Origin of the sequence: Paenibacillus sp. P36 (assembly GCF_045866505.1) — a bacterium.
GTDB classification, from domain to species: Bacteria; Bacillota; Bacilli; order Paenibacillales; family NBRC-103111; genus Paenibacillus_E; species Paenibacillus_E chondroitinus.
In genome coordinates this window covers 7,435,196-7,459,868 of sequence record NZ_AP038372.1, presented here as the reverse complement: position 1 = coordinate 7,459,868, position 24,673 = coordinate 7,435,196, and the positions used below count along the sequence as shown (strand labels likewise).

The 24,673-nt window shown below is 48.2% G+C and carries 23 protein-coding genes; 11 read left to right on the top strand and 12 right to left on the bottom strand.

Annotated features, from left to right (window positions below; translation table 11 throughout):
• Positions 1-64 precede the first annotated feature (64 nt).
• The 4 genes from ACKTT9_RS32710 (at position 65) to ACKTT9_RS32695 (ending at position 4,579) form a co-directional block, all read left to right on the top strand.
• Positions 65-1,198 carry a glycosyltransferase family 4 protein gene (locus ACKTT9_RS32710; protein ID WP_407869285.1) on the top strand — a complete coding sequence of 378 codons (1,134 nt, stop codon included), beginning with the start codon at positions 65-67 and terminating at the stop codon, positions 1,196-1,198.
• 26 nt (positions 1,199-1,224) lie between these two features.
• Positions 1,225-2,367 (top strand): glycosyltransferase family 4 protein, encoded by a 1,143-nt coding sequence (locus ACKTT9_RS32705; RefSeq protein ID WP_407869284.1) that lies wholly within the window; start codon positions 1,225-1,227, stop codon positions 2,365-2,367.
• 425 nt (positions 2,368-2,792) lie between these two features.
• Positions 2,793-3,908, top strand: a complete 1,116-nt coding sequence (locus ACKTT9_RS32700; RefSeq protein ID WP_407869224.1) for an IS110 family transposase — start codon at positions 2,793-2,795, stop codon at positions 3,906-3,908.
• Positions 3,909-4,315: 407 nt separating this feature from the next.
• The gene (locus ACKTT9_RS32695; protein WP_407869283.1) at positions 4,316-4,579 is read left to right on the top strand and encodes a hypothetical protein; all 264 of its coding nucleotides are present in this window, start codon (positions 4,316-4,318) and stop codon (positions 4,577-4,579) included.
• A gap of 1,048 nt (positions 4,580-5,627) precedes the next feature.
• Here the strand turns inward: ACKTT9_RS32695 and ACKTT9_RS32690 are convergent.
• Genes ACKTT9_RS32690 through ACKTT9_RS32665 form a run of 6 tightly spaced genes read right to left on the bottom strand, consistent with a single transcriptional unit; the run spans position 5,628 to position 10,926 of the window.
• Positions 5,628-6,593, bottom strand: a complete 966-nt coding sequence (locus tag ACKTT9_RS32690; RefSeq protein ID WP_407873163.1) for a GDP-mannose 4,6-dehydratase — start codon at positions 6,591-6,593, stop codon at positions 5,628-5,630.
• A 25-nt stretch (positions 6,594-6,618) separates the two neighbouring features.
• Positions 6,619-7,389, bottom strand: coding sequence for a hypothetical protein (locus ACKTT9_RS32685; protein WP_157325912.1), 771 nt, complete (start codon positions 7,387-7,389; stop codon positions 6,619-6,621).
• A gap of 13 nt (positions 7,390-7,402) precedes the next feature.
• The gene (locus tag ACKTT9_RS32680) at positions 7,403-8,182 is read right to left on the bottom strand and encodes a hypothetical protein (protein WP_407869282.1); all 780 of its coding nucleotides are present in this window, start codon (positions 8,180-8,182) and stop codon (positions 7,403-7,405) included.
• Between the two features lie 11 nt (positions 8,183-8,193).
• The gene (locus ACKTT9_RS32675) at positions 8,194-8,970 is read right to left on the bottom strand and encodes a hypothetical protein (RefSeq protein ID WP_157325910.1); all 777 of its coding nucleotides are present in this window, start codon (positions 8,968-8,970) and stop codon (positions 8,194-8,196) included.
• A 26-nt stretch (positions 8,971-8,996) separates the two neighbouring features.
• Positions 8,997-10,118, bottom strand: a complete 1,122-nt coding sequence (gene glf, locus ACKTT9_RS32670; RefSeq protein ID WP_407869281.1) for a UDP-galactopyranose mutase — start codon at positions 10,116-10,118, stop codon at positions 8,997-8,999.
• A 31-nt stretch (positions 10,119-10,149) separates the two neighbouring features.
• Entirely contained in the window at positions 10,150-10,926 is a 777-nt protein-coding gene (locus ACKTT9_RS32665; protein ID WP_407869280.1) for a glycosyltransferase family 8 protein, read from the bottom strand.
• A gap of 260 nt (positions 10,927-11,186) precedes the next feature.
• On the opposite strand from ACKTT9_RS32665, the gene ACKTT9_RS32660 reads away from it, so the two are divergent.
• The 7 genes from ACKTT9_RS32660 to ACKTT9_RS32630 all read left to right on the top strand — a co-directional run bounded on the left by ACKTT9_RS32660 (position 11,187) and on the right by ACKTT9_RS32630 (position 18,911).
• Positions 11,187-12,512, top strand: a complete 1,326-nt coding sequence (locus tag ACKTT9_RS32660; RefSeq protein ID WP_407869279.1) for a UDP-glucose dehydrogenase family protein — start codon at positions 11,187-11,189, stop codon at positions 12,510-12,512.
• A gap of 43 nt (positions 12,513-12,555) precedes the next feature.
• The gene (gene galU, locus ACKTT9_RS32655; protein ID WP_127456578.1) at positions 12,556-13,422 is read left to right on the top strand and encodes a UTP--glucose-1-phosphate uridylyltransferase GalU; all 867 of its coding nucleotides are present in this window, start codon (positions 12,556-12,558) and stop codon (positions 13,420-13,422) included.
• A gap of 27 nt (positions 13,423-13,449) precedes the next feature.
• The gene (locus ACKTT9_RS32650) at positions 13,450-15,375 is read left to right on the top strand and encodes a DUF707 domain-containing protein (RefSeq protein WP_407869278.1); all 1,926 of its coding nucleotides are present in this window, start codon (positions 13,450-13,452) and stop codon (positions 15,373-15,375) included.
• A gap of 68 nt (positions 15,376-15,443) precedes the next feature.
• Positions 15,444-16,598 (top strand): glycosyltransferase family 4 protein, encoded by a 1,155-nt coding sequence (locus tag ACKTT9_RS32645; protein WP_407869277.1) that lies wholly within the window; start codon positions 15,444-15,446, stop codon positions 16,596-16,598.
• 39 nt (positions 16,599-16,637) lie between these two features.
• Positions 16,638-17,687, top strand: coding sequence for a CotS family spore coat protein (locus ACKTT9_RS32640; RefSeq protein ID WP_407869276.1), 1,050 nt, complete (start codon positions 16,638-16,640; stop codon positions 17,685-17,687).
• Between the two features lie 31 nt (positions 17,688-17,718).
• Positions 17,719-18,693 (top strand): CotS family spore coat protein, encoded by a 975-nt coding sequence (locus ACKTT9_RS32635; RefSeq protein WP_407869275.1) that lies wholly within the window; start codon positions 17,719-17,721, stop codon positions 18,691-18,693.
• A gap of 11 nt (positions 18,694-18,704) precedes the next feature.
• Positions 18,705-18,911, top strand: coding sequence for a hypothetical protein (locus ACKTT9_RS32630; protein WP_407869274.1), 207 nt, complete (start codon positions 18,705-18,707; stop codon positions 18,909-18,911).
• Positions 18,912-18,931: 20 nt separating this feature from the next.
• Here the strand turns inward: ACKTT9_RS32630 and ACKTT9_RS32625 are convergent, their stop codons facing one another.
• The 6 genes from ACKTT9_RS32625 to ACKTT9_RS32600 all read right to left on the bottom strand — a co-directional run bounded on the left by ACKTT9_RS32625 (position 18,932) and on the right by ACKTT9_RS32600 (position 24,662).
• Entirely contained in the window at positions 18,932-19,981 is a 1,050-nt protein-coding gene (locus tag ACKTT9_RS32625; RefSeq protein ID WP_407869273.1) for a hypothetical protein, read from the bottom strand.
• A gap of 79 nt (positions 19,982-20,060) precedes the next feature.
• Positions 20,061-20,897 carry an SDR family oxidoreductase gene (locus ACKTT9_RS32620; protein WP_407869272.1) on the bottom strand — a complete coding sequence of 279 codons (837 nt, stop codon included), beginning with the start codon at positions 20,895-20,897 and terminating at the stop codon, positions 20,061-20,063.
• The gene (locus tag ACKTT9_RS32615) at positions 20,894-21,883 is read right to left on the bottom strand and encodes a polysaccharide biosynthesis protein (protein ID WP_407869271.1); all 990 of its coding nucleotides are present in this window, start codon (positions 21,881-21,883) and stop codon (positions 20,894-20,896) included. Before ACKTT9_RS32615 ends, ACKTT9_RS32620 begins: the two co-directional genes overlap by 4 nt.
• Positions 21,873-22,967 (bottom strand): non-hydrolyzing UDP-N-acetylglucosamine 2-epimerase, encoded by a 1,095-nt coding sequence (gene wecB / locus ACKTT9_RS32610; protein WP_407869270.1) that lies wholly within the window; start codon positions 22,965-22,967, stop codon positions 21,873-21,875. The genes ACKTT9_RS32615 and wecB overlap by 11 nt, the downstream gene beginning before the upstream one ends.
• A 16-nt stretch (positions 22,968-22,983) precedes the next feature.
• Positions 22,984-23,952, bottom strand: a complete 969-nt coding sequence (locus ACKTT9_RS32605) for a GDP-mannose 4,6-dehydratase (protein WP_407869269.1) — start codon at positions 23,950-23,952, stop codon at positions 22,984-22,986.
• Complete coding sequence (locus ACKTT9_RS32600; RefSeq protein WP_407869268.1) at positions 23,949-24,662, bottom strand: sugar phosphate nucleotidyltransferase; 714 nt, start codon at positions 24,660-24,662, stop codon at positions 23,949-23,951. The genes ACKTT9_RS32605 and ACKTT9_RS32600 overlap by 4 nt, the downstream gene beginning before the upstream one ends.
• Positions 24,663-24,673 lie beyond the last annotated feature (11 nt).

Below are 24,673 nucleotides of genomic sequence, written 5' to 3'. Positions count from 1 at the left end.
GCGTCTTGAAGAATAGGATAGAGAATAACCCTAAATGGCATGTATCTACGAAAGGAGGACTTTCATGAAAATTGCCTTAATCTGCCCGGATTCTTTGCCCTGTCCACCGATCAAAAGCGGAGCGATTGAGTTATTGATTGATCGCATGGCTCCATACTTAAGCAGATTGGGCCATTCGGTTACCGTTTTTTCGATACAGGATCCTTCGCTCAGCAATGATGAACGGATGAATGGCGTGAGATTCATTCGTTATGACCAATCCACGTATTTCAATGATGTGCTGAGCTACTGTGAAAAACGATTGTTTGACGTAATTCAATTATTTAATAGACCGAATTGGGTTGAAGAAATGAAGAGAGCCGTTCCGGATGCCCGCGTTTATTTATCGCTTCACAACTTATTAATCAATCATGAGACTCGTGAACAGGCTGCACTTCAAGCTTACGAACTAGCCGATCATCTCATTACGGTCAGTAAATTCGTTGCACAGGACATCATCAAAGCCATTCCTGCAGTCAGTAGCAAAATCACCACGCTTTATACGGGAGAAGATCCTAAGCGGTTTACGCCTCATTTTACAAGGGAAGGTAAAAAGATTGCTGACAAGCTAAAGGGAGAATTGGGTATTCCCCCTGGCTTCCATGTCGTCCTCTTTGTCGGCAGGCTGCTGCCCAAAAAAGGGTGCCATCATCTAATTAACGCCATGAAGCTCGTTATCAGAAAATATCCCAAAACAGCGCTAGTGATCATTGGCAGCAAGTGGTATGGTGACCGGACCATTAGCACATATGTCACGAAACTTCGAAAAAGAGCTTTGGCTGTGTCCTCTTATATATATTTTACCAATTTTATACCGGTAGACAGGCTTCCCAGCTATTATACGATGAGCGACGTTCTTGTGGTCCCATCCCAATGGCAGGAGCCGCTCGCAAGAGTTCAATATGAAGCTATGGCAGCCGGCATACCGATCATCAGCTCGAATCGAGGCGGGAATCCCGAGCTTGTTCAAAATGAGAAAAACGGTTGTATCATTGATCTTTACACAGACCCAAGAGCTTACGCTCAGGCCATTATCACCTTGTTAAACAACAGCGAGAAACGCATCCGAATAGGACGCGAGAACAGGAAATTGATTACGGATCGTTATAACTTTGAGAAGTATGCGCAACGACTATCGAATTTATATGAAACCACATGAAACCGTATACGATTGGAGTGAACAGGGTGAGGATTGCTTTGGTTTGTACAGAAATGCTAACCGTTCCTTCTATTCGGGGAGGAGCTATTCAAATTTTCATTGATGGCGTGATTCCCTATTTAAGCGAGAGCCATGAAATAACGGTATTTTGCATAAAAGATAATGACCTTCGTGACCGGGAGGTGGTAAAAGGTGTGACCTATATCCGGGTTCCGAAAAATGATTATCAAATAAACGTCGCCAACGAGTTGAAAAAGTTGAAGGCCGGTAATCGGACATTTGATGTTATTCATGTGTTTAACCGTCCCATGTATGTCCCTATTATCAAGCAGGCTATGCCTGAGAGCCGGGTTGTTTTGAGCTGTCATAATGAGATGTTTCGCCAACAGAAACTGCCGGATGACAAGGGTCGCCATGTGGTGAAAATAACCCACAACATCATGTCCATTTCCAACTACATTGGAAAAACGATCGTAGATCGGTTCCCTGAAGCTGCAAGTAAAGTGAAGACGGTGTACTCTGGCATCAATCTGGATCAGTACAAACCCATATGGCAGGAAGATGCTCAGGCTGAAAGAAAGGCATTGCGCAAAAAATACGGCGTCGAAAATAAAAAGGTTGTGTTATTCGTTGGACGGCTGTCCGCCAATAAAGGGTCCGATGTTCTGCTGCAGGCTATGCAGCGGGTCGTTCAAAAACATAATGACGCCGTGCTGGTCATTGTCGGAAGCAAATGGTTCAGCGATAACCGTGTAGACGATTATATCTCGAATTTGCGAAGGCTTGGCGATTCGTTGGGGAAAGACAGAGTTGTGTTCACGAACTTTGTGCCCCCAAGCAAGATTCCCTCGATTTACCTGCTCGGGGATGTGTTCGTCTGCAGCTCCCAGTGGCAGGAGCCACTGGCCAGAGTGCACTATGAGGCCATGGGGGCGGGCCTCCCGATCATTACGACGAATCGCGGGGGCAATGCCGAGATCATTTCGAACCATAAGAACGGTATCGTCATAAGCGCCTATACCGATCCATGGGCATTTGCGAATTCGATCAGCCACATTTTCACGAATCCGTCGAAAGCGAATGAGTTAGGCCGTGCTGGCCGTAAGTTTGTGGAGGGCAACTATGGGTTCCAGCATGTTGCCAAACGATTGCAAGAGCTGTATGTGTGAGGTGGCGAGGGCGGTGGCAGTGTGTGGGAAGGCCAACTTTACGGTTGGCCTTTTTGGGCTGCGGGGCGGCTCCCGTTAGGGGCCTTAGTAAGGGCTGGGGCAAGGGCAAGGGCAGGAGCAGGAGCTGGGGCAGGAGCAGGAGCAGGAGCTGGGGCTGGGAGCAGGAACAGGGCCCGAGATCGAGTTTGCCGCCCGGCCGAGGGGAACTACAGGGCGCTATTTCTGCGAAATAGGCCGTTTTCGCACGGAAGGGGAACTAGGGTCCCTTATTTCAACGGATTGGGCTGAAACTCCGCCCAAATCGTTGAAATAGTTATGATGAACGCACAACAGCCCCTAATATTTGCTGAATCGTAGGCTAAACTGGTAATGAACAATCAATCCATACCAATCCAGAGCTAATAAGCAAAATAGGAGCTGTTAATATGAAGCATACCACAAAATTCATAGGTTTAGACGTATCTAAAGACAAGATTTCTGTTGCTGTTGCAGACGCTGGACGCGACGAACCTCGCTTCGTTGGGCACTTCCCTCATAAACTGGAGTTCGTAAAGAAAATAATGAGACAACTCGGCAATGCTGAAAACTTAGAAGTTTGTTACGAAGCTGGCCCAACGGGTTATGTACTCTTTCACTGGCTAACTGCGCTCGGTATTACTTGTAAAGTTATCGCCCCTTCCCTCATTCCAGTCCGGACAGGCGATCAAATTAAGACAGATAAACGAGATGCCCTTCGTCTTGCTACACTGTTTCGCGCGGGAGAACTAACAGCTGTGCACGTACCAACTCCTGAACAAGAAGCTCTTCGCGATCTTGTTCGCTCAAGAGAGGATGCGAAAGAGGATCTCCATCGAGATCGCCAGCGGGTATTAAAGTTACTTCTGCGGCGTCAAATTTCTCATCCACCTGCCATCAAAAATCGTTGGACACGAAATTACAGAGAGTGGTTGACCAGCTTGAAATGGGAAAGAGAATCTGATCAGCTCATGTTTCAAGAATATTTGCAGGCGATTCATGAATCCGAAAGTCGCCTTCAACGTCTGGAAGCGAGCATTATTCAATATGCTCAAAAAGGGGCTTTGGGTCCAGTCGTTAAAGCACTTCAGGTATTAAAAGGGGTAGCCATCATCTCGGCGCTTACGCTTGTTGCTGAAATAGGTTGTTTTACACGTTTCCGAAATCCTGCCATGCTCATGGCTTACCTTGGCTTGGTCCCACGAGAGCATTCTACAGGACTTAGTACGCGAAGAGGAAGTATTACCAAGGCGGGTAATCGTGGAGTTCGTCGCACTTTGGTTGAATCAAGTTGGAGTTATCGTCATAAGCCATCGATAGGCAGGGAACTTAGAAAACGAATGGAAGGTCAGGAAGGCGAACTTCTGGCTGTCTCATGGAGAGCGCAAATACGGCTGAACAGCAAATACTGTAAACTTGTGTACCGTGGAAAAGAATCTAATGTAGCTGTAACAGCAGTTGCGCGAGAACTAGTCGGATTCATCTGGGAAATCGCGTGTAAAGTCGAACGATCTGTAACGGCCTAAAACCGACAACAGGGTTTAGAGTGCCCAGCCGACAGGCTGGGACAAGACATAGTCTTCAAATCATCCGAGCTGTCAAGGCTAAACGTTGCGCTTCGCGGCCTTGACAGTCGATACTTTAGCAGGAATAAGATACCTAAGTATGGTGAAACAAAAGCAATAATTGGGCCCAGGAGCAAAGTAGGGGTTGAAGAGAGTCCGTGTGAGGCCTTATGCACAACTATAGGTTTGCTAATAGCTGCGTGCGACAATAGTTTACAGGAAGCTCTTCTTAACGAAAGTCATTAACTGCGGTAACCAGCCCGCGAATATCAGGATGCTAGCCGTTGCTTGCATTTTGCTCCTGTGCCGAGTTATTTGCTTACAAAAAACACTCAATTACTCTCGTACTAAATTGGGGGCTTGACAGAGTGCGTTCATATCAAGGCCCTGTGGTTCCCCAAGAATGTGAAAACGGACCTGAGGGCAGAAATAGCGCCTTCAGGTTCCTCTATGTGCTGCAAGGCGACCATTCACTGATCGCCTCAGCTAAAGTAGCTGGAAAAACTACCGTTAATCTTTGCTGCTCAGTGGCAGGGAACAAAATAACGGTAGAAACCCCAGCTAAATCGCCGGTAGGAGACGAGAATTGGGCATACTCGGCAAAACTAACGCCAGAAAATCTAGCTACTTAAGAAAAAAGTGGAACAATTGCAACAAATAGCAGGAGGAATCGGCGTTATCTACAAGTAGCATGTGCTGTGTGTGTGAGCCAACTTTGCGGTTGGCTTTTTTGGGTTGCGGGGCGGCTCCCGTTAGTAGCCTTAGCAAGGGCAGGGGCTGGAGCTGGGGCCGGAGACAGAACCAGAACCAGAACCAGAACCAGAACCTGAACCTGAACCTGAACCAGAACCAGAACCAGAGCCCGAGTTTGCCCGCCCGGCCGAGGGGAACCACAGGGCGCTATTTCTGCGAAATAGGCCGTTTTCGCACGGAAGGGGAACTAGGGTCCCTTATTTCAACGGATTGGGCTGAAACTCCGCCCAAATCGTTGAAATAAGGCCCTGTAGTTCCCCAAGAATGTGAAAACGGACCTGAGGGCAGAAATAGCGCCTTCAGGTTCCTCTATGTGCTGCAAGGCGACCATTCACTGATCGCCTCAGCTAAAGTAGCTTGAAAAACTACCGTTAATCTGCGCTGCTCAGTGTCAGGGAACGAAATAACGGTAGAAACCCCAGCTAAATCGCCGTAGGAGGCGAGAATTGGGCATACTCGGCAAAACTAACGCCAGAAAATCCAGCTACTTAAGAAAAAAGTGGAACAATTGCAGCAAATAGCAGGAGGAATCGGTGTTATCTACAAGTAGCATGTGCTGTGTGTGAGAGCCAACTTTGCGGTTGGCTTTTTTGGGCTGTGGGGCGGGCTCCCGTTAGGGGCCTTAGCAAGGGCCGGGGCTGGGGCAGGAACTGGAGCAGGAACTGGGGCCGGGGCCGGGAGCAGGAACAGGACCCAAGCCCGAGTTTGCCGCCCGGCCGAGGGGAACTACAGGGCGCTATTTCTGCGAAATAGGCCGTTTTCGCACGGAAGGGGAACTAGGGTCCCTTATTTCAACGGATTGGGCTGAAACTCCGCCCAAATCGTTGAAATAAGGCCCTGTAGTTCCCCAAGAATGCGAAAACGGACCAAAAGGCAGAAATAGCGCCCTCAGGCTCCGCTAAGCGCCACCGCCAACGGCCAAGCCGCTTAAGCTAGTGACTCCGCCTCCAGCCACTGCACGAAGCGCGCAATGCCAGCCTCCAAGCTCGTGGATGGCGTGTAGCCGAGTAGTGTGCGAGCTTTCTCGAAGTTGGCCCATGTTCGTGGGACATCGCCGATCTGCATCGGCTTCCAGTGGATGATTGCCTTCTTGTTCATCGCATTCTCCAACACGGTGACAAGGTCCAGCAAACTGGTCGGGTGGTCGTTCCCGAGGTTAAACACTTCGTAGCCGGGATGGTCGAAGTCGATGGATTTACGGATGCCGGCAACGATATCGGCTACATACGTATAATCGCGACTGGTCGTGCCGTCTCCGAACAGGGAAAGCGGTTCGCCTTTTGCGATTTTTTTGGCGAACAGATGAATAGCCAAATCCGGCCGCTGACGTGGGCCGAATACGGTGAAGAAGCGCAAAGCGACAATCGGCAAGCCGAAGCAATGGCTGTAGCTGCGGCACAGCGCTTCGCCTGAAGCTTTGGTGGCGCCGTATGGCGAGGCGATGAGCAGGGTAGGGTCCGTTTCCGAGAACGGCACCTTGTCATTCAAGCCGTACACCGAGCTGGACGATCCAAAAACAAACTTGGAAACGCCGTATTTGACGGCAGCATCCAGTAGATTGACCGTGCCCGCAAGATTGACGTCGACGTAGGTGCTTGGGATTTCGAGGGATGGCCGGACCCCGGCTTTGGCGGCTAAATGGACGACGGCGTCCGGTTTCCAAGCGCTGAATATGCGGTCCATACCGGCTCTGTCGCGAATGTCGGCTTCGATTAGTTCATATCTAGGTGAACGCAAGTGATTCTGAATGTTGTTCTCTTTCACTTTGCGCTCATAGTAATCGTCAAAGTTATCGATTACAAGCACTTCGTAATTATCGTCCAAGAGAAGAGAGTCCACCAGGTGGCTTCCGATGAATCCCGCCCCCCCGGTAACCAGAATTTTTTGTTTCATCATGGTTTCCTCCTTGGCTGCTTGATCATAATGCGCTTATCCAAGCGCGGACAGAATCGTCTTTGACGGGATGGGCAAACATGACTTCCGACTTCTGTGAAGCCGCTTGAATTTCTTGCAAGGAAATATTCGGTCGATAGCGGAAGCACTGCCTGATTTTGCTAGGATACTCTTGGCACCTGGCTCCGCACTGCATGGCTAACGTCATGTACAGGATTTCTCCCAGCGCAAAAACATCCGTTTTGGCAAGAATTTGCTCGAACAAAGGTTTGTTCACTCTGGCCAGCATCTTCTTCACAAGGCTATGCCGATAAACCTGCATCGGGTTGAAAGTGCCGTAGAAGTGATTACTTTGGAAAAACGGCTGCCAAAGTCCCCACTCCTTCCACATGCCAAGTGCCGTCGTCCAATTGCTTTTGTGAGGTGTCGTCTCTGTTTTAAGAGCCTCTACTAAACAATCGTAGTCCTCCATGTGATTGCTCAGGAACGACTCAAATCCGCCGTGAATGAACATCACATCATATTCGGTATACACTAAATATTCGTAGGGAATTCGGATATCTTCCAGCCATCTCATGACGTCATAGAAAAATCTTCCGGTCCGTCCTCTGCGCAAGGGTCTGCTGTACGGACAATAGAGGATGTGCTCGCTCTGGCAGACCTCTTTGCCGAAATTCCTGTCCGTGCCGCCATTATAAAGCACGATAAAAGCATTCGGGTTATACTTCCGAAGGTTTCTAATTTGTTGGCGAAGCGCAGGTTCGTTCTCGTGGGCTAATAGAGCGAAACAAATCATGCGGCTTCCTCCTTTATTTTTTAAGGTTGAAGATCCAATCGCGAACATCAGCGTCCTTGACCGGATGGACGAACATGACCTCAGACCGCTGACTGGCCTCTTTGGCGTCTTCCAGACGAATGCGATGGTACACGCGAAGATAATCTACACTCGGTTTAGGGTATGCTTTTAAGCGTCCGCCGCATTTTTTGGCCAGCGTAATATAGAGCATCTCGCCTAAGGCGTATACATTCGTAGCGTTAAACAACTGTTCCAGCATAGGCGTATCAATGATAGCCAACATCCGCTTCAGGATGGAGCGCCTATACACTTGCATCGGATTAAAAGTCCCATAGAAATCATCCGTCTGGAAGAAAGGCTTCCAGCGGTGCCATTCCTTCCACATCGTTTTGCCGGGAATCCACCAATTGCGCTTACGGTCCTTCTCATGGCGGATTAATTTCACCAGAGCGTCGTGGTCTCTAAGCTCATTCTCGACCATGCGTTCAAATCCGTGATTGACGAACATCACATCATATTCGGTGTAGACTAAGTAATCGTAGTTGACGTTTTTCTCCTCTAGCCATCTCATAACGTCATAATAGAAACGCCCCGTCTTCCCCTTCTGCAAAGGCCTGCTGTAAGGGCAGTACATGACTTTCATTTTTTTGCAAAGGGCTTTGCCGAAGTTTGCATCCGGTCCGCCGTTGTACAAAACAATGAGTACGTTATTCGGGTTATATCTGCGAATGTTACGGATTTGTTTGTAGAGGGCGTTTTCATCGGCATGCGCTAATAGTGCAAAACAGAGCATGTTCCAGCCTCCTAGGGTTGATTAAAAATCCAATCACGAACTTCGGCGTCTTTCACGGGATGAACGAACATAACGTCAGACCGGCTTTTAGCCTCTTTGATTTCTTTCCGTGTAATGGCGGGGCGGAATCGTAGAAACCGTTTGGTGTTATCCCCGTAAATTTTACATTTGCCGCCGTATTTTTTGGCTAATGTAATGTATAACATTTCACCCAGACAAGGAATGTTCGACGTATCAAACAGATGCTCCAGGCGCTTCTTATTCAGCCCTCCAAGCATCTTCTTAATGATGCCATGACGGAAGACGGACATCGGAGAGGAGGTACGGTAGAAGGCATCGGATTCGAAAATCGACTTCCACCGTTCCCAGTCCTTCCACATGTCTCTGGCAGGAGGCCACGAGGCATTCTTCGGATCGACTTCTTTGCGAAGTATTTTAACCAGGCAGTCGTAGCCTTCCATTTTACTTAACAAGTACTCGCGAAACCCGCCATTGACAAACATGATGTCATATTCCAAATAAACCAGGTACTCATAGGCTATTTTTTTATCCTCAAGAAACCTCATGACATCATAGAAAAATCGGCCGCTTGTGCGCTGCTTCAAAGGGCGGCTGTAAGGACAGTACAGGACATTCTCGTCTTCGCAAACCTTTTTACCAAAATTCGTATCCTGACCGCCGTTGTAGAAGACGATTTGGACATCCTGGGGATTATATTTGCGGATATTTCGAATTTGATTGCGCAATGCTTGTTCATTCTCGTGTGCTAATAAAGCCATACAAATCATGAATGCAGCCTCCTCTGCCTATACGCTTATTTCTGAATCTCATTATGGAAAAGCGTTAACGCACGAGCGACGGCCTGATCCATATTGTAGTATTTGTAATCGGCCAATCTTCCCGCAAACAGCACGGTATCTTTGATTTTGTCAGCTTCCGCTTGATACAGCTTGTAGAGGTCTTTGTTTTCATCGCGCGGAATCGGGTAGTAAGGTTCATTTTTACCTATGGTATAGGTTTCAGGGTACACGTAAGAAATGGTTGTTTTGGGAGATTGCTGACCCGTGAGATGCTTCTGCTCCAGAACCCTGGTGTAGTCGTATTCATGCGGATAGTTGACTGTCCCGACTTCCTGATGGTACTCGGTATCCAGCGTGTCGAATTCAAAGCGCATGCTGCGGTATGGAAGCTGACCGTGCATATAGTCGAAGTACTCATCAATCGGTCCTGTATAGATCATTCGTTTGTACGTTATTTCGCCGATGAGCTCTTTGTAGTCGGTATTAAGTAAAGTTTTAATATTCGGATGATTGAGCATTTTGTTGAACATAGGCGTATAGCCGTGTTTGGGGAGTCCTTGATAGGTGTCTTGAAAATAGCGGTTATCCCGTGAGATGTAGACAGGGACTCGTGCCGTCACAGACGGAGCAAGTTGTTCCGGATCTAACTCCCAGTGCTTCAGCGTGTATTTGTAGAATACGTTTTGATAAATAAAATCGGCCAAGTCGCTTAGTTCTCCGCTTGCGCTTTGGCGAAGCTTCAAGATCGGCACTTTGACGCCATAACCGAAGTGGTCAATCAGCAGCGCTTCCAGCTTTTCTGCATATTTGGGAGGGAACAAGGCGTAGATGGAGTTGAGATTAAAAGGGACAGGCACCTTCTTGCCGTCAATCACCACGCGCACTTCATGAAAGTAAGGACGCCACGGGGTGAACATGGAGAGGTAATTCCAGACCATACTCGAGTTCGTATGGAAGGTATGGGAGCCGTACTTATGAATCAGTATGCCGTGTTCGTCATAGCAGTCATAGGAGTTACCGCCAATATGATCTCTTTTGTCGACAATCAGGACCTTCTCTCCCCGTTGGGAGGCAATTCGCTCTGCCAGCGTTGCGCCTGTGAAGCCTGCGCCAATGATTAACCAATCTGTTTTCATTACTCGACCTCCTGAACGTTGGGTTGTGCCGCTAGTCTAGTTTCCAATTGGTTTTTTTCGCATATTTGAGATACTCATCTTTAAACTTGGGATTGTGCCAGCTGTTCCACGGCTTTTTATCCGTTGTGTAATGAATGATGGCAGGAGTGAAACGCTGATGGTGGGAACGGTGCACTTGATAGTTCCACTTGGGGTCGAGCTTGAGCCACTTCTCGTGCAGAACGGCGTTTAAAGCATCTTGATCCATGAATTTAAGCTTCTCCGGATTTTTTCTCATATAATGTAGAACTTTCTCCGAGGTTTGATTATCACGCCATTTTTTCAAGTTCAGGAGCAGCACGCCTGCGTTAAAATATCCAAATTTTTCAGGAATGGAAAGTTCTTCGAAACGAAGCACTTTACCGGGGATTGGCACAGCGCCGAGATGGTACTTATCAATGTTGACATCCCACAGGTTGGTAATATCCTCTTTCACAATGAGATCACAATCCAAATAAAGCGCTTTGCGGACATCCTTCGGCAAGAGGGCTGGAATCGCAATTCGATAGTAGGTTTCTTTACTCAAATGATAACGAACGACGACATCTTGAAAGAGAGAGTCCTCTACCGTTAAAAAAGAAAGCTCCACTTGGTAGGATTTCAAGGCATTATGAAGCTTCTGCTTGTTCTCGTTAGATATTTTGCCGTCGATCACATACAGGGAGAGGGGCCGATTCGTTGATTTATGTTCGAATAAGGAAGTAAGCATCACTGCCAAATGCTTCACGTACTTGTCATTGGTAGCCACGACGATATGGATTCTTTCCAAGCGTAATCCTCCTTCGTACACATTGGTTTTTACCCGTCTAGATATTTGTATTACCGGAGGGAAAGGGTGGTTTGTACGTTTGTCCCGAAAAGCAGAATAAAGCTTGCTCAGGTAGGTAAAAGTTGATTTTTCCTAGAGGTTAGTTATCCGTCCGAGTTTGTAATAAGACAAGGCGCATACACTTTAAGATGACAGTGATTAATGTCTACCCGCACCTGCGGTTAGCGTCAATGAACTCTACACAACAAGGGAGAGCGGCCATGAAGATTTGCATGATTGGAACTGGTTATGTAGGACTCGTGGTTGGGGCATGTTTGGCGGAAATGGGGCATGAAGTGATTTGCGTGGATAATAATCCCGCTAAAATATCCGCATTGCTCAGCGGTCAATTGCCCATTTACGAACCTGGATTGGAACGGCTGGTTGAACGAAATGTGCTAGAGAGTCGGTTAAGCTTTTCACTGGATATTAGCGAATCTGTTGCACAGAGCCAATTCATTTTCATCGCTGTAGGTACTCCGCCGGCTGAAGACGGGTCTGCTGATCTTACTTATGTGATGAAGGCCGTCGAGCAGATTGGTGCAAGCATCCGGGATTATGCCATTGTGATTACGAAATCAACGGTTCCTATCGGCAGCAGCGAGCGCATACGAGGCATCATTGAAGAGCAGTTGAAGAACCGAGGGCTCACGGACTTGGAATTCGATATTGTTTCGAATCCGGAATTTTTAAGAGAAGGCGCTGCCGTCAATGATTTCTTGAACCCTAACCGAATTGTTGTCGGGAGCAGCAACCCCAGAGCACTGGCCTATATGGAGAAGCTGTATTTGCCGCTTACGAGCAAAGGATTTCCTATCGTCCACATGGATATTGCCTCTGCTGAGCTTGCCAAATATGCTTCCAACGCGATGTTGGCCACACGGATAAGTTTTATGAATGAAATGGCTGGTATCTGTGAAGCTGTCGGTGCCGATATTGAACGGGTTCGTCAAGGGATGGAGCTCGATCATCGGATTGGCCATTACTTTTTATCAGCTGGGGTCGGTTATGGCGGCTCTTGTTTCCCTAAGGATGTACGGGCTATTATCCAAAGCGCCACGGAGCGGAATATTCCAACGCATATCTTAGAAGCTGTCGATAAAGTGAACCATAAGCAGAAGCAAAAGCTGTTTGAGATGGTTGTAGGCCATTTTGGTGAAGATTTGAAGGGGCTTAGATTGGCCGTGTGGGGATTATCCTTTAAACCGGAAACGGATGATATTCGGGAAGCACCGTCCATTGAGACCATCGAACAGTTAAGGAAACGCGGGGTCCAGATTCAAGTTCACGACCCGGTCGCCTTGCAGAATGCGTACCAGGCTTTAGGTGAAGAGAATATTACGTATTTCACAGGGCTCTATCAAGCTCTTATGGATGCGGATGCGCTGTTGATATTTACAGAGTGGAAGCAGTATCGGTCGGCGGACCTTGGTCGTATCAAGAACTTGCTGAAGCAGCCGGTACTTTTTGACGGAAGGAACTTATTTAATCCCTACATGATGAAAGAAGAAGGATTCGTCTATCAAAGCATCGGTAGGATGAAGTGATCGTTCATCCTATCCCAATCCACACAGAAGGATGATGATCATTATGAAAGTTCGGAAAGCAATAATTCCTGCAGCAGGTCTGGGTACCCGGTTCTTGCCGGCAACCAAAGCGATGCCAAAAGAATTGCTGCCGATCATTGATAAACCTACGATTCAATTTATCGTGGAGGAAGCGGTTGCTTCAGGCATTGAGGATATCATCATTGTGACGGGAAAAGGCAAGCGTGCGCTGGAGGACCACTTCGACAACGCTTTTGAGCTGGAATACCATTTGCAGCAAAAAGGGAAGTTGAGGATGCTGGAAAAGGTGCAGGAGCCGGCGCAACTGATCGATATCCACTACATTCGCCAGAAAGAGCCGAAAGGCTTGGGCCACGCCATCTGGTGCGCCAGAAAGTTTATTAATGATGAGCCGTTTGCTGTTCTGCTTGGCGATACATTCGTACAGTCCGATGTTCCCTGCTTGAAACAGATGATGGATTATTTCGATAGGTACAAAACATCGATTATCGGTGTGCAGCCTGTGAATCCCAAGGATGTTTCGAGCTACGGCATCATTGATGCCCAGCTGTTGTTTGATCGCTTTTATAATATTACGAAGCTTGTGGAGAAGCCGAAGCCTCAGGAGGCTCCGTCTAATCTGGCCATGATTGGCCGATATATTTTGACTCCCGCTATTTTCGACATCCTGGAGGGGCAGGAGCCGGGCGTCGGGCAAGAAATCCAGCTGACCGATGCGATCTCGAAGCTGAATGAGCAAGAGGCGGTTCACGCTTGTGAGATTAACGGCGTCTGGCATGACGTTGGCGATCATTTGGGTTATGTGAAAGCGATTCTTGATATCTCGGTGCAGCGGGAAGATTTGAGACAGCCTATTTTGGACTATATCCGGTTTATCGAAAGGAAATAACGATTGGGTTAAAAAGGAGCGAGCGAAATGACGCGATTTGAAGTCAAAGGTGACAAGAGGTTTCTTGTAATCGGCAGAGTGGGCGATACCTCTATCCATCAGCAATGGCTGCAGCCTGCGGAGTATAAAAACTTCGATCTTTGTCTTAGTTATTTCGGAAATACGCCGCAGAGGTATGTGAACGATTGTGACTTCTATCATGAAATCCCAGGGTTGAAATGGCCTACGGTGAAGGATACGATTGAAGCCTTTGGAGATGGAATCTATCACTATGATGCCATCTGGATGCCGGATGATGATATAAGCGCAAATGCTTATGACATTAATCGCATGTTTAAGATTTTCATGGAGCAGGGTCTGGAGTTGGCACAGCCGAGCTTAACACTAGACTCCTACTATGGACATGGAATCACGCTGCAAAATAGCAACTACTTTTTACGATATTCCCAGTTTATTGAACCTATGGTTCCACTCTACACGAGAGAAACTTTCCAGAAGCTTTTGCCTACGTTTGAAAAGAGTGAATCGGGCTGGGGCCTCGATTTTGTTTGGCCTAAGGTCCTGGGGTATCCGCATCAAAAATTGGCCATTATCGATGAGGTCGCTGTCAAACATACAAGACGTGTCGGGGGCGGCGAGCTCTATAAAAATATATCAGGCTCCCAATGGGACGATTTGTATCGAATTACAGCCGAATATGATGCAGCTATTAACTTCCGTATGACCCATTATGGCGGCAAACCGAAGGGCAAACGCGTCATGTTTGCGCTGTTGGCTCACAAAGATGAGCACGTCCTTGCTGCACAGATTGAAAATATTCGTAAATTCAACCCGGAAGCGGGCATTGTCCTTTATAACGGAGGCGAAGACAGCCAATTCGGGAAAGGCATGAATGCCGCCGTCTGCGAGTACAGCCGCCACTTGACCTGGGGGCATCTGGCGCCCTTTCTATGGGACGTAATGAAATGGCTGGATGAGCATAAGGTGAACTACGAATATTTGGTCAATCTTGACGATGATATGCTCTTCGTGAAGCCTGGCTTCGAAGCTTATCTGGATCAAACGATGCGGGGCTACGACTGTATGGGCTGGGATATGCAAACCTGTCGCAGCGTACGTGAGGCAGACAACATGAATAAGCAATCGATGTGGGAAGAATGGGGGCGTTGGGGCTCCTTGTTCCAGACCGACCATTTCCTTCGCTATTTTAATCCTACGCAGGTTTACCGGCGTGGTATTGTGAAGAAGATGCTGAAAGCTGCGGATGTCTCGTTGGTTGATCAATGGCTCTCCGAGAGTCAAGTTGTGGCCTTGGAAGAATTTTTCTTTGTCACCTTCGCAGCCTCATTGGGTGGGAAATGCCGTGAGTTTCCACGGGACCAACGGTTGAATGTGATGCGGCATGAGCATGAGATTGAGCAGAATGAAGCGCACGCCGCCATGCACCATTATATGTATCATACGATCCATCCTGTCAAAGGAGATCGGCTCCTTCACCTGCACAACCAGCTGATGGCCGGGGATATTCCTTATGTGGATCCGAATCCGCCACAGCCGCAACCGCAGCCGAGTCCATCTGCGCAAGCAAGGCGTCCATTGATACGAAGGAAACGCGTCGTCCTGAAGAAAAGACTGCTTCCGAGGAAAAGGCCGATGCTGAAAAAAGTAGCGGGCAAGAGAAAGAAAGTGCTGAACAATAAAAAGCCGCTTTTAAAGAAAAGAGTGAAGACGGTTAAGGCAGTTAAGACAGTTAAAGCAATTAAAACAATTAAAACAATTAGAACAATTAGAACAGTTAAACCGGTGAAGGCAGTCATTCCTAAGAAGCCCAAAAGTGGGAAGAAGCGTATTCAGCCTAAAGTAGGCATGAAGAAACTTTCGGCTCCAGGAGGAGGTTGGGCTAAGCCCCAGTCAACCATTTGGAGCAAGTTTGGCAAGAAGGTGGGCGCGTAAATCTAACCATGTGGCATCATCCTGAGGATTAAAACCTCCACGAAGAATCACTGATTGGAGTGGTAAAGATGAAGATTGCATTTATTTGCACTGAAATGCTTACCGTTCCGCCTATTAGGGGTGGCGCCATTCAAATTCTAATCAATGGCGTCACCCCGCATATTGGCAGTAGGCATGATCTCACGATTTTCTGCATTACGGATCCCGATCTCCCCAATCGGGAAGTGGTTGACGGAGTCAAATATATACGGATTCCGCGCGAGGATTATGTGAACGACGTTGCCAAGGAGTTGTCTAAGCAGCGCGCCGGCAACCAAAAGTATGATGTGATCCACGTGTTTAACCGTCCGAAAAATGTGCCTGCATATAAAGCAGCCATGCCGAACGCCCGTTTTGTCGTCAGCTGTCATAATGAGATGTTCCGAGAAGGAAAGATCACACCGGAAGTGGGTCGTTCCGTAATCAAAATGGTTCATAAAATTATGTCGATCTCCAATTATATCGGCCAAACGATTATCAGCCGATTCCCTTCGGCCAAGGGAAAAGTGAAGACGGTATACTCAGGTATCAACTTGCAGCATTATAAGCCGATCTGGACACCTGAAGCGCAGGATCTTCGGAAGGAACTCCGCCAAAAATATGGCGTGGACAATAAAAAGGTCATTTTATTCGTAGGGCGATTAAGCAAAACGAAAGGTCCCGACGTGCTGATCAAGGCCGTTGAGCAGGTAAGCAGTACCCAGAAAGATGCCGTGCTCGTTATTATAGGAAGTAAATGGTTCCATAATGAGCAGTTGGATGAGTACGGGGCAAATCTTCGCCAACTGGCCAAATCGCTTGGGGACCGGGTGATCTTCACAGGTTTTGTTCCACCGAGTGAGATTCCCGTCCACTATTTGCTAGGAGATATTTTCGTTTGCTCTTCCCAGTGGCAGGAACCTCTGGCGAGAGTTCATTTTGAAGCGATGGGCGCGGGACTTCCGATCATTACAACCAATCGCGGAGGGAATGCAGAAATTATCAAACCGAATGCTAACGGTATTGTGATCGAGGATTACAGCAATCCAGGGGCATTCGTAAAGGCGATTACGTTTCTGCTATCCAATCCTGCCGAAGCGCTGCGTCTAGGCAAAGCAGGCAGAGCAGTTGTAGAGAGCAACTTTGGTTTCGAGCATGCGGCTAAGCGGCTTGAAAACTTATACGCCCCAGACAAAAGCAAATGAGCTTAAAGCTTGAGGCCATACATCTACGGAGGTGTCAGCATGGATACTACTTTTTCGGACGTAGTGAAGAAGGTTATGACGTACTATCCTTTGAAGGTGAAAAATATTTATCTCTTATCCTTTAAAGGGAAAAAAGCAGTCTGGTCCATCCAAACCGACATGGGTGAATGGATTATGAAAAAGGTTCCATTCGATGAAACCCATATTGATTTCATGCTCCATGCCATTACCTATCTCAAAAACAATGGCGTTAACACGCCTGGTGTGCTCAAAACCAGTTCTGGCGAAGGTTATGTGAAATTAAATGGGGAATATTTCGTCGTTTTTGAAACCGTATACGGACGTTCACCGGAATATAACAATGATGGTGATTTAGCTCTCATGCTAAAAGGAATGGCAGCTTTTCATAAAGCATCAAGAGGGATCGAATCTCCCAACGGTTTCTACCCTTCCTATCTGTTGACGAAATGGAAATCGGATTTGCAAACGAGAATGGAGCGCCTGAAAGCCTGGAAAGAGCAGCGCCAGCAGGTTAAAAATAAAAATGAGTTTGACCGTGTCTTCCTAGCGAATGTAGATACTTTCCTACAGCAAGCGCAAGCAGCACTTACGACGCTGAATCAGCCGTATTTTGAACAGTGGGTGAAGGAAACGGAGAAGACCAAAACACTGTGCCATCAAGATTTTGCGGCCGGTAATTTGGTTGTAGGCAAAGATGGAAAGCTCTATGTCTACGACATGGATTCCTTGACGGTAGATCTGCCTGTGCGCGATATGAGGAAAATATTAAACAAGGTCATGAAGAAAGACGCCAACTGGAACCTCCCGATGATGCTCAAAATGATGAAGTTTTACCAGCAGGTCAATCCTTTAACGAAAGAACAATATCTGATTCTGGCAGCAGATATTCAGTTTCCCCATTTGTTTTACGGACAAGTGTCCAAATATTATGAAAACCGCGAGGACCAATGGACAGTTGACAAACATATCGTCCGTTTGAAAGATATGATTTCTACCGAGCTGAGCAAAAATGCGGTTCTGAAATCGTTCCTCGCCCGTCTGGATGAGGTGGTGAAACGTGGTTCCTAGTCAGGAAGAACTCCATTTGGGGAAACGTCTCATGGCACAAAGTTATCCACAGATAGTCATCAAAAACATCCAGGTTATACAAAGCGGCGGTATTAAAACGATATGGAAGCTGGAGACTTCTGTAGGAACCGTTTGTCTGAAGCGGATACGGAAGTCCATTCCGATCGTCAAATTCACCACAGCAGCACAGGCTTATCTCTACCAAAAAGGAGCCAATGTTGCAGCGATTATTCCAACGAAGGATGGCCAGCTCTATTTTGTCCATGAAGGTTATGCGTTGGTTCTCTATGCTTGGGTTGTGGGAAGCGACTTGGAAATGGATCGGGTGCCGGAGCATCTCTATACGGGGTTGAAGGGTCTCGCTCAATTCCATAAGGATACCGTAGGGTTTATCCCTCCTGATGACTGTGAGGTCTATAACCGGATGGGGGTATGGCCGAGTCATTTTAGCGGGATGTGCGAAGAGCTCAAGCAGTGGAAAGAGCAGGCTAAGCAAGGAAAAACGCTTTTCCATCAGTCTTATGTGAAGACCGGCGATGCGATGATTCAGATGGCAAACCATGCCGTCAAGCTGCTGGAAGCGTCCTGTTATGCGGATTGGGTGGCTGACATCGGTCATCACGGTTACATGTGCCACCAGGATTACGGTAAGGGCAATGCGATCCAAACGGATCGAGGCGTGTGTGTGCTGGACTTGGATAATCTGACGTATGACATTCCATTGCGCGATATCCGGAAGCTCCTGACGAAGCGCATGGAAGAGCTGGGACGCTGGGATGCGGATGAGCTGAAACGGTGCATGAGCTATTATGAAGCTGTTCTTCCGTTTACGCCTGAGCAAATGCAGGTGCTTTATATTGATTTGCTGTTTCCACATAAGCATTATGGCTATGTCAAAACGCCTTTTAAAAAAGGCGAACCAGGGGACGAAAAAAAGCTGAACAAGATTGTGTTATTTGAAATGGAGAAGCTGCCTGTTCTTAAGAAACTCATCAAGGGATTTTAAGGGGGATCAATATGAGGTCAGAAGAGGAATTTGTCGGCCGGGGCTTGCAGTTTGCTGAACTGCTAAGAAAAATTGCGGATCAAATAACAGCAGATAATCTCGTTATTCGAGGTAAACAAATCACCTTGCCGGATGTAGATATGGAATTTAAAGTGAGTCATAAGAGCGATTTGGGTGCAAATAAATTGACAATCGGAATTGAATGGGTGGACAAATAAATAAGAGGACGGAGTGGGGATTATCCCAGCTTCGTCCTCTTTTTGGGTTTGGCCGTTTTTTGTTTCGTGGCAGATCGGGAACGCAGCGGCTTTTTGGCAAGTTTTTTTATCGTTCTTTTTCGGCTGCGCAGTCCTAACTTGAGCTTACGCCGTTTGAGGCGTCTTCGAAGAAGTGGTCTTTTCAGAAGTCTCTTGCGCCTCATTCTTTTCCTTCTTAGAGCGGTAGGGCGAGGAGCGGGCAAGGCACTTGGAATTGGTTCCGGTTTGGGCAGCAAAAGCTGATGCATCTCCAGCAGTTTATCCCCTTTTACCGGATGAATCCAGTAGTAGTAAGGATGATCTCGATGTCGCTGTACACTTTCGAAGGTGACGTTTTCGCCCCAGCGGACCATGTCGTTATACTTGGCTCCCTCGGGGTATTCCCGAACCCTGCCGCCGCAGGCCATAGCCAGTGTGACAAAAAATACTTCTTCTAAGGCAGCGGCTTCCGTTATACCGAAGAGGTGATCTACAGCGGCATGGTCGACATGTGCGAGCATACGTCTGACGATATCATGCCTGTAGACTTGGCCGGGGTTAAAGTAGGTCAGAAAGCCGTCTGTCCGGAAGACCGGCTGCCATAAATGCCATTCGTTCATCATGTTTCGTACAGGCAGGGAGAAGTCGTGATCCCGATTGTTTTCGAGCCTCCAGCCCATGCTGTCGGACTCGGCCATCACCTCATCCAAGAAGGGCTGGAAGCCGTGTTTCACAAACATCACATCATGATCCAGCGACATGAGATATTCATAGCCGGCGCCGATTTCCTCCAGCCATTTCATGATCTCCCACATACCCGGCGCGATAATGCCGGCTTTTAAGGGATGGCTGTGCGGAAAGGACCAGATGTTCACGTTTTTTCCAAAATCGGGATTAGGCCCGCCGTTGTAAAGAAGAATGCCGGCTTCAGGATTGAAAAAATGAATATTTTCGACCTGTGCCGCCAATACCTGTTCGTTTTCGTGAGCGATTACGATAATGACCAATTTTTTTTGGATCAGTTCATTTATATGAGTAGGGGTCATATCCATTGCGGCACTCACCACCTTAAGAGTTGTTTCGCTGCTGCGCTGTATTTATCATATTCTGGAGCTGACAAAGTGTGAAAAGCTAGTCAGAGTGTTCCATCCACGCATGCAAGTCAGCAATCATTTGTGGATAAGAAGAAACCGGATAGTTGAAGTCAGCTCTTGTGGAGACTAAGCTCTTGTCGGATAGGAATTCATCGTTAGCGTGAATGGTGACGGCATCATGATGGAATTGCTGCTGAATAAGCTTCAGCAAGTCATATTTGGAGAGCTTTGGCTGGCCGGCAAGGTGGACAAGCCCATCAATAGGATGCTGGAAGCACCAGTCGATTGCTTTGGCCAATTCCAACGTCGTAACCCCGTTCCAGAACACCTTGCGATAGCCCTGAATGTCGCCTTTTTGCTGCATAAACCAATGAAAGAGCCCAATACCGTTCTCTTTTAACTCAGGCCCGATAATCGAAGTACGGATCGTCAACACGCCCCTGCCGATGACTTCGCCTAGGCTTTTGCTTTTGCCGTAAACCGACAGGGCATCCGCGAGATCAGATTCCGTGTAATCTCCGCGCGAACCTGAGAACACACAATCGGTGCTGATGTGAAAAAGGCGGAACCCATACTGCTCCGCAAATGCAGCCAGCATATGGGGAAACAGGCTGTTGACATAAATGGCTTCAGCCTGCCGCGTTCTAGCCTCTTCATTCAGCAAGCCGACAGCGTTGATGACGGCATCTGGCCCAATCTGTTTCAGCAGATGCCGCAAGTGCTCATCGTTCCTGACGTCCAGCGCCACAGCCCGAGGGTCCGCCGGATCGGCGGATCGCACGGTCGTCCATACGTCACCCTTATGCTGACGGGTAAAATAGCTTTTCAACATGTGTCCGGCCATGCCCTGACCGCCGATAATGAGTAGTTTCAAGGAAGAAATCCTCCTTTAAGCAGCATCTGTAAAATCTCTTGGGATGTCATGAGTGAATCGTTGGAGGCATATTGGGTGAAGGTTGTTTTGGGCAAATGACTGTAATGGTCATAGAGGGAGGGCGTCGCATTCGCAGGGAGGATGACAAAGTATTTCTCATTGTATTGATAGGTATAAGGGATTTCATGTGAAGAAATAAGCACTTCATGCAGCTTCTCTCCGGGGCGGATACCGACATCCTTCACGGACAGAGGTTGGTCCGATAATTGCTCCATGAGGACTTCAGCCAAATCAAGAATGAGGCAGGCATTCATTTTCATCACAAAGGTTTCTCCGCCTACAGCCGCTTTGGCCGCACTTAGCAGCAATTCAATCGCTTCAGGCAGCGTCAGGAAGAAACGGGTCATGTCCTTGTGCGTCAGAGGGAGGGCTTCTCCTTGCAAAATGCGGTTTTTGAAGAAAGGAACGACGCTGCCGTTGGTGCCAAGCACATTGCCGCCTCGAATACAGACAAACTGGGTTGTGGAGCTGAGATCATTCGCCCGAACCATGAGCTTTTCTCCCAAAGCTTTGGTCATTCCGTAAAAATTGATTGGATCTACGGCCTTATCGGTGGAGACGTCGATGACTTTTTTGACGCCGCCCCGAATACTGCCTCGGATGACATTTTCGGTTCCTTTTACATTCGTTTTGAGCGCTTCATCCGGTTGGGCTTCACAGATCGGCACGTGTTTGAGGGCGGCCAAATGAAAGACATAATCGACGTTCCGGCAGGCGTCCTCGACAGCTTCCTGATCCCGGACATCACCGATCATAAAAGTGAGAGAAGGATGGAAGGCGAAGTCTCGCTGCATCTTCACTTGTGAGAATTCGTTGCGGGAGAAAATGCGAATTTCCTTAGGTCCCTCCTGCAGGAGGCTGCGGGTAAGCTCCTGCCCCCAAGATCCGGTTCCCCCTGTGATGAGGATCGTTTGATTATGAAACATAGCTCTGTCCTCCTAGTACAATATTGACAACCTTACTCGATACATTCGGGTCCAGATAGCCATCCGGACACTGCCATGTATGGTGAGGCTGCATCATCAGCTTGACGCTGGCGGCGATCCGCTCAGGCACAAGACCGGATAGTAAGTTGCTGCCGCAAAGCAAGGTTTCCGGCCGCTCGGTGCTTTGGCGAATGGTGACGGCCGGTACGCCCAGAATGCAGCTTTCTTCCTGCACCGTGCCGCTATCCGTAATGACGCAGGCGCCATGCTTTTGCAGCTTCAGAAAGTCGAAAAATCCAAAGGGCGGAAGAAAGCGAATGAGCGGGTGGGAAGCCATGACCCCAAGCTTATCGAGGCGGTCCTTCGTCCGGGGATGCGTACTGCAGATGATAGGGAGCTGTGTATCTTCGGCTACAAGCTGCAGGCCTTCGATAATTTGCCGCAGCCGGGCTTCATTATCGACGTTTTCGGCCCTGTGAGCGGTAACGAGGATATATCCCTTATCCGATAGGCCTAGTTCTTCTAAAATAAGACTCGCATCCGCCTGCCCTTTATAATGCTCCATCACCTCATAAATCGGATTCCCCGTCATCCAAATTCGCTGAGAAGGAACGCCGTCCCGCAGCAAGTTCTCGCGCGCGCCGGGCGTATAAGGCATATTGCAGGTAGAGATGGCGTCGATGGCTTTTCTATTAATCTCTTCAGGAACGCGGGTATCGTAACAGCGATTTCCAGCTTCCATGTGATAGACAGGAACACCATGCCGCTCGCCTATGAGAGCGGTGAGCGCACTGTTGGTATCGCCAAGAACGAGCATGCGATCCGGTTTCTCCTTCAGCAGCACTTTCTCAACTTCGACGAACATTTGCGCAATTTGCTCGCCAACGGTTTGCGCTTGAAGCCGAACATGAACGTCCGGGAGCCGAATGCCCATTTGCTCGAAAAAGACGTCGCTTAGCGTGCGATCATAATTTTGTCCGGAATGCACGAGGAGATGTGAATCGGCAAGGAGATCCAGTTTGGCGATCACTAAGCTTAACCGGATAATTTCGGGGCGTGTTCCTAGGACTGTCATGATCTTCATCGCGTAAATCTCCTTTTCATAAGAGGCTTCGATAGTAATCCAACGTATCGGATACCGACTGGGCGAGTGAAAGGGTGGGTGCCCAACCGGTTGCTGCGCGAAGCTTGGTGTTGTCCCCTTGAACGAGGGGGGCTTCCTTAGGGCGAATTAAACGCTCGTCGACTACCACCTCGAAATTGATTGCCGCATAATGCTGCAGCAGATCAACAATGGTGCTAATGGGGGAGGCTGTTCCACTGCATACATTAAATATTTGGCCGAAAGGTGCTGCGGTTAGCTGCAGGAGTGAGGCGTAGGCGATAACAGCATCACGTACGTCAAGAAAGTCGCGCTGTACAGCCGTGTTGCCCATAACGAGCTTAGGAGGGAGATAGCCTTTTTCCATCATCGCGACTTGCTTGGCGAGCAGAGCACATACGCCGGTTGCGTTTCCTGGGCCAATCAAATTGAAAGTCCTGGCTATGAACGTTGGAACGGCATATACGCTGCCATACATTTGCATGAATGAAGTCATGATCTGTTTGCTCCAGGCGTAGGGGCTGACAGGCAGAATAGGCGAGGTTTCTGTTAAAGGCATCGTTTGAAAATCATATTCATAAGCGGTTCCTATGGCTAGAAACCCTTGAATTCTGCTTGCTGCAGCAGATCTTACAGCTTCCAGCATGTGTAACGTAGACCACGCGTTCGTATGCAGGACTTGAACCGGATCCGCATAAGATGCACTTACATCGTTAGCTCCGGCCAAGTGGACGACATGTGTGACCGGATGCTCCTGAAGAAGCTGCGTAAGGACAGCGCTCTGCGTGATATCTCCTGAAATGTAGTGCAGATTCGGATGCTTCATAAGGCAGCTGGACCTGCGTCCGATCCCGAGCAGGTTCATGTTTTGGTGCAAGAGATAGGCCGCCATGTGCTGCCCAACGAATCCGTTAATTCCCGTAAGGAGTACGAGTGGAGGATTCGCCACCCTCGTCGTGCTCGTCATACCGGTTCGCCGGGCAGCAAGAGAGATTTGAGTTTGCCGAATTGCTCATTGGCCAAGGTATAATCCACCGGGCGGCCGATATCGAGCCAGAAATCATTGTTTTCATAATGGCGGACCTTCTCATCTGCGTCTAGCAGGGCATGAATCAAATCAGGAATGTCGAAATATTGATGGGAAGGGATATAATCGGCTACTTCCGGATTCATCATATAGATGCCCATGCTGACATAGGCCGATCGGGTAGGTTTCTCTACGAAGTCAGTAACGAATTCATCCTGTGTTTCGAGGACCCCAAGCTCTATCGGAATCCCTTTTTTCTGTGAAGCGATAGTAAGTATGCTGCCGCCTTGGATATGAAAATTTCTAAAGCGGGAGAAATCCAAGGTAGTTAGGACATCACAATTAATTAACAAGAATGGACCGGACCTGCGGCTGATGAGTTTAATTGGACCCACAGTGCCCAGGGGCTCATTTTCTACATAATAAGAGATGGAGACACCCCGAGAGCTGCCATCTCCGAAATAGGTCTGTATAAGCCCCGACAAGTAGCCGCATGCCATGGTGATGGAGGTAAACCCATAATTACGGAGCTGTTTCACGATGATCTCCAGTATGGGTTGTTCGCCAACGGGTAATAACCCTTTGGGAAGCACCTTGGTATAAGGCGCCATGCGCATCCCCTTGCCGCCCGTCATGATTACGACTTCCACAGAAATCAACT

What these genes read in the sequence shown, in the direction of transcription:
- ACKTT9_RS32710 (WP_407869285.1), top strand. Translation starts at nt 65, where the DNA reads ATGAAAATTGCCTTAATCTGCCCGGATTCTTTGCCCTGTCCACCGATC.
- ACKTT9_RS32700 (WP_407869224.1), top strand. Translation starts at nt 2,793, where the DNA reads ATGAAGCATACCACAAAATTCATAGGTTTAGACGTATCTAAAGACAAG.
- ACKTT9_RS32690 (WP_407873163.1), bottom strand. Translation starts at nt 6,593, where the DNA reads ATGAAACAAAAAATTCTGGTTACCGGGGGGGCGGGATTCATCGGAAGC.
- ACKTT9_RS32685 (WP_157325912.1), bottom strand. Translation starts at nt 7,389, where the DNA reads ATGATTTGTTTCGCTCTATTAGCCCACGAGAACGAACCTGCGCTTCGC.
- ACKTT9_RS32680 (WP_407869282.1), bottom strand. Translation starts at nt 8,182, where the DNA reads ATGCTCTGTTTTGCACTATTAGCGCATGCCGATGAAAACGCCCTCTAC.
- ACKTT9_RS32675 (WP_157325910.1), bottom strand. Translation starts at nt 8,970, where the DNA reads ATGATTTGTATGGCTTTATTAGCACACGAGAATGAACAAGCATTGCGC.
- glf (WP_407869281.1), bottom strand. Translation starts at nt 10,118, where the DNA reads ATGAAAACAGATTGGTTAATCATTGGCGCAGGCTTCACAGGCGCAACG.
- ACKTT9_RS32660 (WP_407869279.1), top strand. Translation starts at nt 11,187, where the DNA reads ATGAAGATTTGCATGATTGGAACTGGTTATGTAGGACTCGTGGTTGGG.
- galU (WP_127456578.1), top strand. Translation starts at nt 12,556, where the DNA reads ATGAAAGTTCGGAAAGCAATAATTCCTGCAGCAGGTCTGGGTACCCGG.
- ACKTT9_RS32650 (WP_407869278.1), top strand. Translation starts at nt 13,450, where the DNA reads ATGACGCGATTTGAAGTCAAAGGTGACAAGAGGTTTCTTGTAATCGGC.
- ACKTT9_RS32645 (WP_407869277.1), top strand. Translation starts at nt 15,444, where the DNA reads ATGAAGATTGCATTTATTTGCACTGAAATGCTTACCGTTCCGCCTATT.
- ACKTT9_RS32640 (WP_407869276.1), top strand. Translation starts at nt 16,638, where the DNA reads ATGGATACTACTTTTTCGGACGTAGTGAAGAAGGTTATGACGTACTAT.
- ACKTT9_RS32635 (WP_407869275.1), top strand. Translation starts at nt 17,719, where the DNA reads ATGGCACAAAGTTATCCACAGATAGTCATCAAAAACATCCAGGTTATA.
- ACKTT9_RS32630 (WP_407869274.1), top strand. Translation starts at nt 18,705, where the DNA reads ATGAGGTCAGAAGAGGAATTTGTCGGCCGGGGCTTGCAGTTTGCTGAA.
- ACKTT9_RS32625 (WP_407869273.1), bottom strand. Translation starts at nt 19,981, where the DNA reads ATGGATATGACCCCTACTCATATAAATGAACTGATCCAAAAAAAATTG.
- ACKTT9_RS32615 (WP_407869271.1), bottom strand. Translation starts at nt 21,883, where the DNA reads ATGTTTCATAATCAAACGATCCTCATCACAGGGGGAACCGGATCTTGG.
- wecB (WP_407869270.1), bottom strand. Translation starts at nt 22,967, where the DNA reads ATGAAGATCATGACAGTCCTAGGAACACGCCCCGAAATTATCCGGTTA.
- ACKTT9_RS32605 (WP_407869269.1), bottom strand. Translation starts at nt 23,952, where the DNA reads ATGACGAGCACGACGAGGGTGGCGAATCCTCCACTCGTACTCCTTACG.